Source organism: Aureimonas phyllosphaerae (assembly GCF_900113065.1).
GTDB classification, from domain to species: Bacteria; Pseudomonadota; Alphaproteobacteria; order Rhizobiales; family Rhizobiaceae; genus Aureimonas; species Aureimonas phyllosphaerae.
This window is the reverse complement of sequence record NZ_FOOA01000004.1, coordinates 161,674-175,260: the sequence shown is the minus strand read 5'-3', so window position 1 is coordinate 175,260 and position 13,587 is coordinate 161,674. Positions and strand designations below refer to the sequence as shown.

General features: G+C 68.7%; 14 protein-coding genes. 11 read left to right on the top strand and 3 right to left on the bottom strand.

What is annotated here, in order from left to right; all coding sequences use genetic code 11:
- The first annotated feature begins 46 nt into the window (after positions 1-46).
- The 8 genes from BM175_RS08035 (at position 47) to phoB (ending at position 8,780) form a co-directional block, all read left to right on the top strand.
- Entirely contained in the window at positions 47-1,030 is a 984-nt protein-coding gene (locus tag BM175_RS08035; protein WP_139224588.1) for a hypothetical protein, read from the top strand.
- A 29-nt stretch (positions 1,031-1,059) separates the two neighbouring features.
- Positions 1,060-2,343, top strand: coding sequence for an ATP-binding protein (locus BM175_RS08030; protein WP_090961743.1), 1,284 nt, complete (start codon positions 1,060-1,062; stop codon positions 2,341-2,343).
- A gap of 146 nt (positions 2,344-2,489) precedes the next feature.
- Positions 2,490-3,533, top strand: coding sequence for a PstS family phosphate ABC transporter substrate-binding protein (locus tag BM175_RS08025; protein ID WP_090961741.1), 1,044 nt, complete (start codon positions 2,490-2,492; stop codon positions 3,531-3,533).
- A gap of 103 nt (positions 3,534-3,636) precedes the next feature.
- Entirely contained in the window at positions 3,637-5,115 is a 1,479-nt protein-coding gene (pstC, locus tag BM175_RS08020; protein WP_090961738.1) for a phosphate ABC transporter permease subunit PstC, read from the top strand.
- The gene (gene pstA / locus BM175_RS08015; protein ID WP_090961735.1) at positions 5,115-6,443 is read left to right on the top strand and encodes a phosphate ABC transporter permease PstA; all 1,329 of its coding nucleotides are present in this window, start codon (positions 5,115-5,117) and stop codon (positions 6,441-6,443) included. The genes pstC and pstA overlap by 1 nt, the downstream gene beginning before the upstream one ends.
- Before the next feature lie 14 nt (positions 6,444-6,457).
- Complete coding sequence (gene pstB / locus BM175_RS08010; protein WP_244545921.1) at positions 6,458-7,267, top strand: phosphate ABC transporter ATP-binding protein PstB; 810 nt, start codon at positions 6,458-6,460, stop codon at positions 7,265-7,267.
- Positions 7,268-7,320: 53 nt separating this feature from the next.
- Positions 7,321-8,043 carry a phosphate signaling complex protein PhoU gene (phoU, locus tag BM175_RS08005; protein ID WP_090961730.1) on the top strand — a complete coding sequence of 241 codons (723 nt, stop codon included), beginning with the start codon at positions 7,321-7,323 and terminating at the stop codon, positions 8,041-8,043.
- A 2-nt stretch (positions 8,044-8,045) separates the two neighbouring features.
- On the top strand, positions 8,046-8,780 hold the full coding sequence (gene phoB, locus BM175_RS08000; RefSeq protein ID WP_090961727.1) for a phosphate regulon transcriptional regulator PhoB: 735 nt from the start codon (positions 8,046-8,048) through the stop codon (positions 8,778-8,780).
- Between the two features lie 56 nt (positions 8,781-8,836).
- Here phoB and BM175_RS07995 read toward each other — a convergent pair whose 3' ends face one another.
- Both BM175_RS07995 and BM175_RS07990 read right to left on the bottom strand, forming a co-directional pair.
- Positions 8,837-9,085, bottom strand: a complete 249-nt coding sequence (locus BM175_RS07995) for a DUF3297 family protein (RefSeq protein WP_090961724.1) — start codon at positions 9,083-9,085, stop codon at positions 8,837-8,839.
- A 127-nt stretch (positions 9,086-9,212) separates the two neighbouring features.
- Positions 9,213-9,812: a GcrA family cell cycle regulator gene (locus BM175_RS07990; RefSeq protein WP_090961721.1), complete on the bottom strand. Its 600-nt coding sequence runs from the start codon at positions 9,810-9,812 to the stop codon at positions 9,213-9,215.
- Between the two features lie 413 nt (positions 9,813-10,225).
- On the opposite strand from BM175_RS07990, the gene BM175_RS07985 reads away from it, so the two are divergent.
- The 3 genes from BM175_RS07985 to BM175_RS07975 are packed head-to-tail and all read left to right on the top strand — an operon-like array spanning position 10,226 to position 13,354.
- Positions 10,226-11,431, top strand: coding sequence for an aspartate aminotransferase family protein (locus tag BM175_RS07985; protein ID WP_090961718.1), 1,206 nt, complete (start codon positions 10,226-10,228; stop codon positions 11,429-11,431).
- Positions 11,428-12,363, top strand: coding sequence for an ornithine carbamoyltransferase (argF, locus tag BM175_RS07980; protein ID WP_090961716.1), 936 nt, complete (start codon positions 11,428-11,430; stop codon positions 12,361-12,363). The genes BM175_RS07985 and argF overlap by 4 nt, the downstream gene beginning before the upstream one ends.
- Positions 12,356-13,354 carry an Hsp33 family molecular chaperone gene (locus BM175_RS07975; protein WP_090961714.1) on the top strand — a complete coding sequence of 333 codons (999 nt, stop codon included), beginning with the start codon at positions 12,356-12,358 and terminating at the stop codon, positions 13,352-13,354. Before argF ends, BM175_RS07975 begins: the two co-directional genes overlap by 8 nt.
- A 13-nt stretch (positions 13,355-13,367) precedes the next feature.
- On the opposite strand, the gene BM175_RS22680 is transcribed toward BM175_RS07975, so the two are convergent.
- On the bottom strand, positions 13,368-13,523 hold the full coding sequence (locus BM175_RS22680; RefSeq protein WP_175526795.1) for a hypothetical protein: 156 nt from the start codon (positions 13,521-13,523) through the stop codon (positions 13,368-13,370).
- Positions 13,524-13,587: the final 64 nt, after the last annotated feature.

Sequence of the window (13,587 nt, the reverse complement as noted above, 5' to 3'; positions counted from 1 at the left end):
CGAGGCACCGTCGCGACGGTGTCGCCTCGATCGGCCGGGAGATGTCATGAGCGCAATGGAAGACAGCCTGCGACGCGCCCTTGCGGGTGGCGACGCGAGCGATCCGGCCTTCCGGGAAAGCATTTATGCCGCCTCCGAGCGCGCGCTGGAGCGGATGCTGGAAACGCGCGGCGGCAGCGAGGACGAGGCGAGTGCCCAGCGCGCCAAGCTCGCCGAGACGATCGACCGCGTCGAGGCCGACTATGCCGACTGGCCGTCGACGTCGGCCATCGCGGAAGCCGAGGCCGATCCGGGCTTCATCCCGCCCGCGCCCCCGTCCACGCACGATGAGGCGGCGTTCGGCAATGGACCTCGCGACCCACGGGCCTTCGACCCCGCACGATCCGACGCCGAAGCGGGCGAGGGCGCCTGGACGCCGGGCGGCGATCGGCCGCTGCAGGAACGCGCAAGGCCTGTGCGCTCCGCCCGGTCCGTGCTGGTAGCGGCGGTCGCGTTCGCGGTGGTGCTGGCGCTTCTTGCCTATTTCGTCGGCGGCATGATCCGTGGCTCCGGTCCGGAGACGTCCTCGGCGTCCCCTGAGACGTCGGCCCTGTCGTGGATCACCGTGTTCGACGGCGACGACCTTGAAAGCCTGTCGACACCGGAAGGCGGTCGCATCGAGGCGGCGCCCCGCTCGGGCGGGCGCGACGCCGTGCGCGTCTCCGGGCCGACGACCGGCGAGGGCGAGGTCCTGATGGCGATCGGTCCCGGCGTCGTCGGCGAGATCGCGGGCTCGAACGTCCGCATCGAGGTGACGGCCGGTTCGCCCGACGGCTCGCCGCGCGAGTTCTCGGTGCGCTGCCTCTTCGGCGGCACGAGCCTCTGCGAGCGCCAGAGCTTCTCAACGACGATGACCGAGGAAGCCTTCATCTTCGACGTTCCCGTGCCGGCCGATGCCCGCTCGCCGGCCTCGATCGCCATCGAGCCGGGCGTCAACGGCACCACCAACGACGTCGACGTCTTCTCGCTGCGCCTTCGCCGCGTCGGCTGATTCTCCCTTTCAAACGCACAAGGTGACGCGTGGACGAGACGGGACGCTCCGCCAGGGACACCGCGCGGCGCTGGCTGCGATACGCGCCGGCGCTGATCTGGGCGGCCGGCCTCGTGATGGCGGCCGTCACCACGCCCGCGGTGCGACCGATGGCGATCGTCTTCGTCGTCGCCGGCCTCGTATTCCATCTTCTCCTGCGTAGCGCGAACCGGACGTTGCCGAAGGGCACCCAGGGCGCACGTGCGCGGCGCCAGCCGCTCTGGCCGGACGCGAGCGTGAAGAGCGTCGTCGAGGCAGTGCGCGAGCCTGCCGTCATCGTCGATCGCACGCTGGCGCTGCGCTATGCCAACGCCGGCGCGATGCGCGCCTTCGGGCCGCTGGTGCTCGGCGATCCGATCGCCATGCGGTTTCGCGCGCCCGATCTTCTGGCCGCCCTGGAGCGGGCGGTCGAGAACGACGAAGCCGAGCAGGAGGAACTGACCGAGCGCCTGCCGACCGACCGGTCCTGGGGCATCGATATCCTGCCGCTGCGCCTTGCCGGCGAGGCGCGTCCGCCGTTCTTCCTGCTCCTCCTGCGCGACCTCACGCAGGCGCGGCGGCTGGAACGAATGCGCACCGACTTCGTGGCCAACGCCAGCCATGAGCTGCGCACGCCGCTCGCCTCGCTCACCGGCTTCATCGAGACGCTGAAGGGGCCGGCTCGCGACGACGCCGCCGCGCGCGCCCGCTTTCTCGATATCATGCAGGATCAGGCGCGGCGCATGTCGCGGCTGATCGACGACCTCCTGTCCCTGTCGCGCATCGAGACGCGGCGGCGCCTGCGGGCCAACGAGGCGGCCGACATCGCCGATGTCCTGCGCACCGTCGCGCGGCAGTTGGGGCCTCAGGCCACTGAGAGCGGTTTGGCGATCCAGCTCGTCGGGCTCGACGGCGACGGCGTGCTCGTCAATGGCGACCGGGACGAGCTGATCCAGGTCTTCGCCAACCTCATGGAGAACGCCTGCAAGTACGGCAGCGACGGCGGACGCGTCGAGATCGGCCTGCGGCGCGACGGCGAGGGGGTGGAGGCCTATGTCCGGGACTTCGGCAAGGGCATCAAGGCCGAGCACGTGCCGCGCCTCACCGAGCGCTTCTACCGCGTGGAGGAGGGGAGCACCGGAAAGCCGGGCACCGGCCTCGGCCTGTCGATCGTCCGGCACGTCCTGACCCGGCACCGCACGCGGCTGGCGATCACCTCGGAGCCCGGAAAGGGCGCGACCTTCGCGGTCCGTTTCGTCCGCTTTCTCGATGCGTTCGATAAACCCGAGCGATAACAGAGGCTTGGACTGTCATAAATCGCATATGCTGTTGTCATATAGGAGTTGCGCGGGGTCGATAGACCAAGCGGCGAACCGGCACCGCAGACTCGCAGACGTCGGGCGGTTCGCTTTCGAAACTCCATGACGGAGACAACCTCGTGTTGAACAAGACGCTTGCCGGCCTCGCGCTCGGCGCTGCCTTCGCCCTTTCCAGCCAGGCCTTCGCGCAGTCCGCCGAGCCCGTGCAGGCCGCCGGCTCCTCGACGGTCCTGCCCTATGCGCAGATCGTCGCCGAGAACTTCGGCGAGGTCTATCCCGACTTCCCGACCCCGGTGGTTGAGTCGGGCGGTACTTCGGGCGGCTTCCGCCAGTTCTGCCAGGGCGTCGGCCCGGCGACCGTCGACATCGCCAACGCCTCGCGCCCGATCTCGGACTCCGAGAAGAAGGCCTGCATGGACGGCGGCGTCAACGAGATCCAGGAAGTGCGCTTCGGCTATGACGGCATCGTCTTCGCCTCGGCCGCCCAGGGCCCGAGCTTCGCGCTGACTCCGACCGCGGTCTTCAACGCGCTCGCCGCCAAGATCGTCAAGGACGGCAAGGTCGTCGACAACACCAACGCCGCCTGGAACGAGGCCGACGCGTCGCTGCCGAGCCAGCCGATCGCCGCTTTCATCCCGGCCGAGAACCACGGCACGCGCGAAGTCTTCGATCAGAAGGTCCTCGACGCCGGCTGCAAGGCCTCGGGCGCCCTGGAGGCCTTCAAGGCCGCCGGAATGGATGACAAGGCGGCCGCCGCGCAGTGCCACCAGGTCCGCAACGACGGCAAGGCGACCGACATCGCCGGCGACTACACCGAGACGCTGGCCCGCATCGCCGCCAACCCGCAGGGTATGGGCGTGTTCGGCCTCGCCTTCTACGAGCAGAACCAGGACAAGCTGAAGGTCGCGACCGTCGCCGGCGTGACGCCTTCGGTCGCCACCGTCGCCTCGGGCGAGTACCCGGTGTCGCGTCCGCTCTTCTTCTACGTGAAGAAGGCGCATATCGGCGTCGTTCCGGGCCTGTCCGAGTTCGTCGACTTCTTCCTGTCCGAGCAGATGATCGGCCCGGACGGCCCGCTCGCCCAGTACGGCCTCGTCCCGGCGCCGGACGCCCAGCGCGAGGAAGCCCGCCAGAAGTTCGCGGCCGGCACCACGATCGGCGGCTGACCGGACTTTCGCGACGCGGCCTCGTGCGGGCCGCGTCGTTCCTCTCGGCGGCCCGGACTTCCGGGCCGTTTCGTTCGTTCATCCTGTCGGGAGACGCGGGACGGTGTCCATCCTTGCAATCGTTCTGACCGTGCTGGCGCTGGGCGCCGTCGGTTTCGTGGCGGCGCGCCGACGAAGCGCCGCGGTCGCCGCCGCATCCACCGACAAGCTGCATTCGCGCTCGATCTATCACGGCGTCTACGCCGCCATGGCGACGACGATCCCGGCGCTCCTCCTGATGGCGATCTGGCTCGCCGTCTCGCCCGTCGTGGTGACGAGCCTCGTCGTCGTGCCGGACGCGACCGCGACCGAGACGAACCTGGCGCCGACGCTCCGCGCGAGCCTCGTGCGCTCGATCGGGGAGGGCATCCGCCTCCTTCCGCCCGAGGAGCGCGAGAACCTCGACCAGATCAACGTCGCGGACCTGCGCCCGCTGCTCGCGCGTCGCGGCATCCCGGTGCCGACCGAGGCGACCGACTCGATGATCCGCCAGGCGCTCGAGCGCAATCGGCTCGAAGACACGAGCCGCCTCGCGATGACGGTTCTCGTCCTGGCGGTCGCCGTCGCCGGCCTCGTCTTCGCGCTGCGGCGCGTCGCCGTGCGCCTTCGCGCCCGCAACCAGGTCGAGCGGGTGGTCAAGTCGTTCCTCGTCCTCTGCTCCTCGATCGCGATCCTGACGACGGTCGGCATCGTCTGTTCGATGCTGTTCGAATCAATCGACTTCTTCAGCCGCGTGCCGCCGTCGAGCTTCTTCTTCGGCACCGTCTGGGAGCCGCGCTTCGCGGCCGCCGGGTCGACCGCGACCGGCCAGTTCGGCCTCATCCCGCTTCTTCTCGGCACCCTCTACATCGCCTTCGTCGCGATGCTCTTCGCGGTGCCGGTTGGCCTGTTCGCCGCGATCTACATGGCGGAATACGCCTCGAACCGCGTGCGGTCGGTGGTGAAGCCGCTCCTCGAGGTCCTCGCGGGCATCCCGACCATCGTCTACGGCTTCTTCGCCCTGATCACGGTGGGTCCGTTCCTGCGCGACCTCTCGGCCGACATCAACGGCCTCCTGACGGGCGACTATTCGAGCTTCATCCAGGCCCAGTCGATCCTGACCGCCGGCCTCGTGATGGGCATCATGCTGATCCCCTTCGTGTCGTCGCTGTCGGACGACATCATCACCGCCGTGCCGCGCTCGCTTCGCGACGGCTCTCTGGGCCTCGGCGCGACGCCGTCCGAGACGGTGAAGAAGGTCGTGCTTCCGGCAGCGCTTCCGGGCATCGTCTCGGCGCTCCTCCTCACCGCCTCGCGCGCCATCGGCGAGACCATGATCGTGGTGCTGGCCGCGGGCATCGCCGCCAACATTACCGCCAACCCCTTCGAGGCGATGACGACGGTCACCATCAAGATCGTCTCGCAGCTGACCGGCGATCTCGACTTCACCTCGCCGCAGAGCCTCGTCGCCTTCGCGCTCGGCATCACGCTGTTCGCGATCACCCTCGTCCTCAACGTCATCGCGCTGGCGATCGTGCGCAAGTATCGGGAGCAGTACGACTGATGAGCGACGCGACCTTCCCCACCGGCGGCCGTGCGGTCGCCGACGCCAAGGCGCCGCCGCGTCGCGACATCGGCCTGAAAAAGCGCTACGCCGCCGAGCGTCGCTTCAAGGCCTACGGCATCTCGGCGATCGCGATCGGCATGATCTTCCTCGCGACGCTGATCTATACGGTGATCAGCCAGGGCTACACGGCCTTCTGGCAGACGCAGATCCGCCTGCCGATCACCTTCTCGGCAAGCGTGATCGACCCGAAGAACACGGGCGGCAAGGACATGCAGGCCCTGCGCCTCGCCAACTATCCCAAACTCGTTCAGGACGCGCTGGTCCAGCGTCTCGGCATCGACCCGAACAACCGCGCCGACGTCGCGGCCGCGACCCAACTTGTCTCGCAGGGCGTGCGCACGCAGCTCGGCGGCATGGTGATGGAGGATCTGTCCGTCATCGGCACCACGCAGGACGTCTGGCTCTACGCCAACTCGACCGTGGATTCGGCCGTGAAGGGCCAGTTCGACCTGTCGATCCCCGAGGAGCGCCGTCCGATCAAGGACAAGCAGCTCGAATGGATTCGCACGCTCGAGCAGTCGGGCGACCTCGAGCAGCGCTTCAACACCGGCCTCTTCACCTTCGGCGCCTCGTCGCGTGCCGAGACGGCGGGTGTCGGCGTGGCGATCATCGGCTCGCTCTACATGATGGCGATCGTCCTGGCGCTGGCGCTCCCGATCGGCGTCGCCGCCTCGATCTACCTCGAGGAGTTCGCGCCGAAGAACCGCTTCACCGACTTCATCGAGGTGAACATCAACAACCTCGCGGCCGTGCCTTCGATCGTCTACGGCCTCCTCGGCCTTGCGATCTTCGTCAACTACATGGGCCTGCCGCGATCGGCCTCGCTGGTCGGCGGCCTGGTGCTGACCCTGATGACGCTGCCGACGATCATCATCGCGACGCGCGCGGCGTTGAAGGCGGTGCCGCCCTCGATCCGCGCCGCAGCGCTCGGCCTCGGCGCCTCGAAGATGCAGATGGTGTTCCACCATGTCTTGCCGCTCGCGATGCCCGGCATTCTCACCGGCACGATCATCGGCCTTGCCCACGCGCTCGGCGAGACCGCGCCGCTTCTCCTGATCGGCATGGTGGCCTTCGTCGCCAACTATCCGGCGACGCCGATGGACCCGGCCACCGCGCTGCCCGTTCAGATCTACATGTGGGCGAACGAGGCCGAGCGCGCCTTCGTCGAGCGCACCTCCGGCGCGATCATCGTGCTGCTCCTTTTCCTGGCCGTGATGAACATCACGGCGATCATTCTTCGCCGCCGCTTCGAGCGGCGCTGGTAGAGGCGAAACTCATGATGGAACAGCTTCCGATCAAGGCGGCCGCCTCGGCGGCCGCGGGCAAGACCCCCGCCGCCAAGATGCGCGGCAAGGGCGTCTCGGTCTTCTACGGCCCCAAGCAGGCGCTCTTCTCGGTCGATCTCGATGTCTACGATCGGCAGGTGACCGCGCTGATCGGCCCGTCCGGCTGCGGCAAGTCGACCTTCCTGCGCACGCTCAACCGCATGAACGACACGGTCGACGGCGCGCGCGTCGAGGGCCTCGTGGCGCTCGACGGCGAGGACATCTACAATTCGGGCATCGACGTCGTCGAGCTCCGCGCCCGCGTCGGCATGGTGTTCCAGAAGCCGAACCCGTTCCCGAAGTCGATCTTCGAGAACATCTCCTACGGCCCGAAGATCCACGGTCTCGCTAAGTCCAAGACGGACCTCGAGGAAATCGTCGTCACTTCGCTTCGCAAGGCGGGCCTGTTCGAGGAGGTGAAGGACCGGCTCCACGATCCCGGCACGGGCCTGTCGGGCGGCCAGCAGCAGCGCCTGTGCATCGCCCGCGCGATCGCCGTGAGCCCCGAGGTCATCCTCATGGACGAGCCCTGTTCGGCGCTCGACCCGATCGCCACCGCGACCGTCGAGGAGCTGATCGACGAGCTGCGCCAGAACTACACGATCGTGATAGTCACGCACTCGATGCAGCAGGCGGCCCGCGTCTCGCAGCGCACCGCGATGTTCCACCTGGGCAAGATCGTCGAGGTCGGCCCGACCGAGAAGATGTTCCAGAATCCGGACGACAAGCGGACTCAGGACTACATCACCGGCCGCTTCGGCTGACCGGATCGAGGCACAACCGGGCGGCGGCCCCAATCCATGAAGGGAGACGCGTCATGGAACACCATATCGTCACGTCCTACGACGAGGAACTGAAGTTCATTCTGCGCCGCATCTCCGAGATGGGCGGCCAGGCGGAGCGCATGGTGGAGCAGGCCGTCTCGGCGCTGATCCGCTCGGACGCCGGGCTCGCCCAATCGGTGGTCGCCGACGACGTCCTCCTCGATGCCGCCCAGCGCGAGATCGACGAGCACGCGATCATGACCATCGGCAAGCGCCAGCCGATGGCCCACGACCTGCGCGAGATCGTCGGCGCGATCCGCATCTCGAACGATCTCGAGCGCATCGGCGATCTCGGCAAGAACATCGCCAAGCGCGTCCTCGCCACGCAGGAGCACACCCAGCCGGTGCAGCTCGTGCGCGGCATCGAGCACATGTCCGAACTGGCGCTCGGCCAGCTGAAGGAGGTGCTCGACGCCTATGCGACGCGCGACCATCTGCGCGCCGAGGCGATCCGCCGGGGCGACCAGGAGATCGACGCGCTCTACACCTCGATCTTCCGCGAACTCCTGACCTACATGATGGAGGATCCGCGCAACATCACCGCCTGCACCCATCTCCTGTTCTCGGCCAAGAACATCGAGCGCATCGGCGACCACGCGACCAACATCGCGGAGACGATCTTCTACATCAAGACCGGCAGCCAGATGGAGATCGAGCGTCCGAAGGGCGACTCGACCCCGACCCTGGTCGCGCCGGTCGGCCTGCGGGGCGCCTGACCATGGCGCCGCGCATCACGGTGGTGGAGGACGAGGAGGCGCTCTCGATCCTCCTGCGCTACAACCTGGAGGCCGAGGGATATGCCGTCGACACGATCGCGCGCGGCGACGAGGCGGACCTCCGGCTCAAGGAGCAGGTGCCCGACCTCCTCCTCCTCGACTGGATGCTGCCCGGCCTTTCGGGCGTCGAGCTCTGCCGGCGCCTGCGCGCGCGGCCCGAGACCGAACGGCTGCCGATCATCATGCTGACGGCGCGGGGCGAAGAGTCCGAGCGCGTGCGCGGCCTGTCGACCGGTGCCGACGACTATGTCGTGAAGCCCTTCTCGACGCCGGAGCTGATGGCCCGCGTGCGCGCCATGCTTCGCCGGGTGAAGCCGGAGCGGATCTCCTCGCAGCTCGTCGCCGGTGACATCGACCTCGACCGCGAGACGCATCGCGTTCGCCGGGCGGGCCGCGAGCTGAAGCTCGGGCCGACGGAGTTCAAGCTTCTGGAATTCCTGATGCAGTCGCCGGGCCGCGTGTTCTCGCGCGAGCAACTGCTCGACGGCGTCTGGGGCCGCGACATCTATGTCGACGAGCGCACCGTGGACGTCCATGTCGGACGCCTGCGCAAGGCCGTGAACCGCGGTCGCCAGCGCGATCCGATCCGCACCGTCCGCGGCGCGGGCTATGCGCTGGACGAGACGTTCACGGCCGCCGCGCCGCGCGCGTCGAGCGTTCGCCCGGAAGCCGTCTGACGGCTCGACGAGGCAGTTCGGCGGGCGGCCGGGTTCCGGCCGCCCGCATCGGATCGTCAGGCGGCGTCGCCCTTCAGGAAGGGCTCCACGGTCCCTTTCAACTTGAGGAGGATCGGCTTGCCCTTGCGGTCGCGCGCCGTGCCGGCCGCGACCTTGATCCAGCCTTCGCTGACGCAATACTCCTCGACATTGGTCTTCTCGGAGCCGTTGAAGCGGATACCGATGCCCTGCGACAGGAGTTCCTCGTTGTGGAACGGGCTGTCGGGATCGATGGCGAGGCGGTCGGGGAGGGTGTCCTGGGTCATGGGCGCCCCCATAGCGCAAGCGCCCCGCGCACGCCAGTGCCGGACAACGGCTGTTCCACCCTCCGCCGAAAACGAAAAAGGCCTCGTGCGAAGACGAGGCCTTTCTCGATGTCGCACCCTTGCCGCATCAGCGGACGCGGCGGCGCTCCGAAACGGGCTGGAAGGCGATGCGCGCGTGATACTGGCAATAGGGCGAAGCGTCCGGCGCGTGGTTGCCGCAGAAGCGGAACTCGTCCGACAGCGGATCGCCGAGCGGCCACTTGCAGGTGCGGTCCGACAGCTGGACGAGCGTCAGGTTGCGCGAGATCGGTACCACCTCGCCGGGGCCGTGGGCCACTTCGGCGCGGCCGACGATCTCGACCTGCTCGTCCGGCTCGACCTCGATCTTCAGCGCGGTCGCGCCGAGGGTCGCCGAGCGCACGGGGCGCGGCGCCGCTGCGACGGCCGGCGTGATGACGGCGACGGTCGGGGTCTGGACCGGCAGGACGCGCTGTGCCGGCACCTCGTCCGGCATCGCCTCGACGAGAACCGGCCGGACGGCACGCGGGGCGACCACCGCCTCGAGCGGTGCGGACGCCTTGAGGCGGCTGTCGAGCTTCAGGCGATGGACCTTGCCGATCACGGCGTTGCGGGTCACCCCGCCCAGTTGCGCGGCGATCTGGCTGGCGCTCAGCCCATCGCCCCACAGTTGCTTCAGAAGATCGATCCGCTCGTCGGTCCAGCTCATGAACTGACTCCTAACTCTTGACCCATGCGACGCATCGCCGATCCGCGCAGCATGAAAGAGGATGATCCTCGAACCACCAGATCTGGTAGACAGCCGGTCTCGTCGCACGAAATATGGTGTCCAGACCCAACTTAACGCGTGGCGGGGCGCTGTGGCAAGGTGCGCACAGTGTTGCACGAATCGCTTTTGCGGTTTTTCAACAGGTCAATGCATCGGCGCGAGCGGGCGAAACGGCCGCAAATCCGGGGTTTCGATTGACAATCCCGCGTTGCGACATGGTATAGCGGGCCGCTGCCGCGGGCCCGTTTCAAGGGCCCGTCCACCGTGAGGGCGGCACGGCGGCAAGCCCCCATGCGGGCCGCCATGTGCCGTCGCCCCGAACCCGTTCCGGGAAAACCGAAGAAGTCAGCCCCATGTCCGAGCACGACAACCCGCTTTTCGCCACCTTCGCCCGTGCGGACCTGCGCGTCGAGCGAGGTGAGGGCGTGTGGCTCGTGACCGAGGACGGCCGGCGGTTCCTCGACTTCACCGGCGGCATCGCCGTCAATTCGCTGGGCCATGCGCACCCGCATCTCGTGGCCGCCTTGAGCGAGCAGGCCGCCCGGCTCTGGCACGTCTCGAACCTCTTCCAGATCCCGGGGCAGGAGCGCCTGGCCGCGCGTCTCGTCGAGGCGTCCTTCGCCGACAAGGTGTTCTTCACCAATTCGGGCGCCGAGGCGCTGGAGTGCGCGATCAAGACCGCGCGGCGCTACCAGTACGTCTCGGGGCATCCCGAGCGCTTCCGCATCGTGACCTTCGAGGGTGCCTTCCACGGCCGGACGCTCGCGACCATCGCGGCCGGCGGCCAGAAGAAGTATCTCGAGGGCTTCGGCCCGAAGGTCGAGGGCTTCGACCAGGTGGCCTTCGGCGACATCGAACTGGTGCGCGCGGCCGTCGGGCCGGAGACGGCCGGCATTCTGATCGAGCCGATCCAGGGCGAGGGCGGCGTGCGGTCCGCTGCGCCGGAGTTCCTCCGCCAGCTTCGCGCGCTCTGCGACGAGCAGGGCCTGATGCTGATCTTCGACGAGGTGCAGACCGGCGTCGGGCGCACCGGCCGCTTCTTCGCCTACGAGAACGCAGGGGTCGAGCCCGACATCCTGGCCTCGGCCAAGGGCATCGGCGGCGGCTTTCCGCTCGGCGCGTGCCTTGCCACGGCGGAAGCCGCCAAGGGCATGACGGCCGGCACCCACGGCACCACGTTCGGCGGCAACCCGCTCGGCATGGCGGTCGGCAATGCCGTGCTCGACGTCATCCTTGCCGACGGCTTCCTCGACGAGGTGCGCCACACGGCGCTTCTCTTCAAGCAGAGCCTCGCCTCGCTGAAGGACCGCTTCCCCGATATCGTCGAGGAGGTGCGCGGCGAGGGGCTTCTCATCGGCCTCAAGCCCCGCGTGCCGAACGGCCAGTTCGTCGAGACGCTGCGCCGCCATCAGATGCTGGCGGCCCCCGCCGGCGACAACGTCGTGCGCTTCCTGCCGCCGCTGGTCGTCAGCGCGGACGAGGTGCGCGAGGCGATGAACCGGATCGAGGCGGCCTGCGCCGAACTGTCGGCCGGCTCCAGCGAAAGCTCCGCGGCATGAGCGCCCTGATCCAGTCGCCCCGGCACTTCCTCGACCTGTCGGCCATGTCGGCGGGGGATCTGCGCGCCATCCTCGACGATGCGGGCGAGCGCAAGACGCTCGGCCGCGCCGGGCCGAAGCCGCTCGACGGGCGGGTGCTCGCCATGATCTTCGAGAAGCCCTCGACGCGCACCCGCGTGTCGTTCGACGTCGCCATGCGCCAGCTCGGCGGCGAGACGCTGTTCCTCTCGGGATCGGAAATGCAGCTCGGCCGCGCCGAGACGATCGCCGACACGGCCCGCGTCCTGTCGCGCTATGTCGACGCGATCATGATCCGCACCACCGAGCACGCCCGCCTTCTGGAAATGGCCGAGGCGGCGACCGTGCCGGTGATCAACGCTCTGACCGACGACACACATCCCTGCCAGATCATGGCCGACCTCCTCACCTTCGAGGAGCATCGCGGGCCGGTCAAGGGCCGGACCTTCGCCTGGACCGGCGACGGCAACAACGTCCTCAACTCGCTGATCGAGGCGGCGGGCGCCTTCGACTTCTCGCTGCGCATCGCGACCCCCGAGGGCTCCGACCCTGATCCGCGCTACGTCGAGCGCGCGCGCGCCGCCGGCACGCGCCTGCACCTCACGCGCGACCCCGAGGACGCCGTGTCGGGCGCCGACTGCGTCGTCACCGACACCTGGGTCTCGATGGGCCGCGAGGCCGAGGCGCGGGGGCACAACGTCTTCATGCCCTATCAGGTCAACGCGGCGCTGATGAGCCGCGCCAACCCGCAGGCGCTCTTCATGCACTGCCTGCCCGCCCACCGCGGCGAGGAGGTGACCGACGAGGTGATCGACGGACCGCAGTCGGTGGTCTTCGACGAGGCCGAGAACCGCCTCCACGCACAGAAGTCGATCCTGGCCTGGGCCTTCGGCGAGGTGGCCGCGCATGGCTGACCATAGCCCCGAACTCGGCGAATTCGGCTTTGCCGGCGACGACGCGGTTGTGCCGTTCGCAGTCGAGGCGCTCGATGCGCGCGGGCGTGCCGTGCAACTCGGCTCGATGGTCGACGCGATCCTGGCGCGTCACGACTATCCCGAGCCGGTCGCCCGGCTTCTCGCCGAGATGATCGTCCTCACCGTCCTTCTCGGCACCTCGCTGAAGTTCGACGGCAAGTTCATCGCGCAGACGCAGACCGACGGGCCGGTCGATCTCCTCGTGGTCGACTTCACCATGCCGTCGAGCGTGCGAGCTTATGCGCGCTTCGATGCCGATCGCCTCGCGCAGGCGATCGAGGCGAAGCGGGTCGAATCCGCCGAGCTTCTCGGCAATGGCATTCTTGCCCTGACGATCGACCAGGGCCCCCACATGCAGCGCTACCAGGGCATCGTGGAACTGTCCGGCGCCTCGCTGGAGGCGGTGGCGGAGACCTATTTCCGCCAGTCCGAGCAGATCCCGACCACGGTTCGTCTGGCGGTCGCGCGCATCGCGCGCCGGCAGGACGGCGGCGGCTTCTCGCAGGGCTGGCGCGCCGGCGGCCTCATCGCGCAGTTCCTGCCCGAGGCCCCCGAGCGCATGCGCATGGCCGATCTGCCGGGCGGCGACGCGCCGGAAGGCGCCGAGGTCGAGGCCTATGCCGAGGACGACGCCTGGACGGAGGTGCAGGCGCTCGTCGGCACCGTCGAGCCCTCGGAACTCGCCGATCCCGATGTGGGGGTCGAGCGTCTCCTGTTCCGCCTGTTCCACGAGCGGGGCGTACGGGTCTTCCCGGCGACGCCGGTGCGCGACGATTGCTCGTGCAACCGCGAGAAGATCCGCGGCGTGCTGCAGGGCTTCTCGGCCGACGACCTTGCCCACAGCACGCAGGACGGCCGCATCCAGGTGACGTGCGAGTTCTGCGGCGAGGCCTACGAGTTCTCGCCCGACGAGTTCGAGCCGCAGGCCTGACGGGATCGGCGGGCTAGAGCCCGCCGTAGCGCTGCAGAAGGTCCCACGCCCCGATCGCAAGCGCGATTGTCGCAAATCCGCCGCCTACCACCATCGCCGTCAGCAGAAATGCCGTGGTGAGGCGGTCGCGCGGGCTTTCTTCCGGGGTGGTGCGGGTCTCGTCCGTCATGCCGGAGTTACGATCGAAGCGGCCGGCCGGTTCCGGCCGATCGCCTTGCCGATGTGGGCGCTTC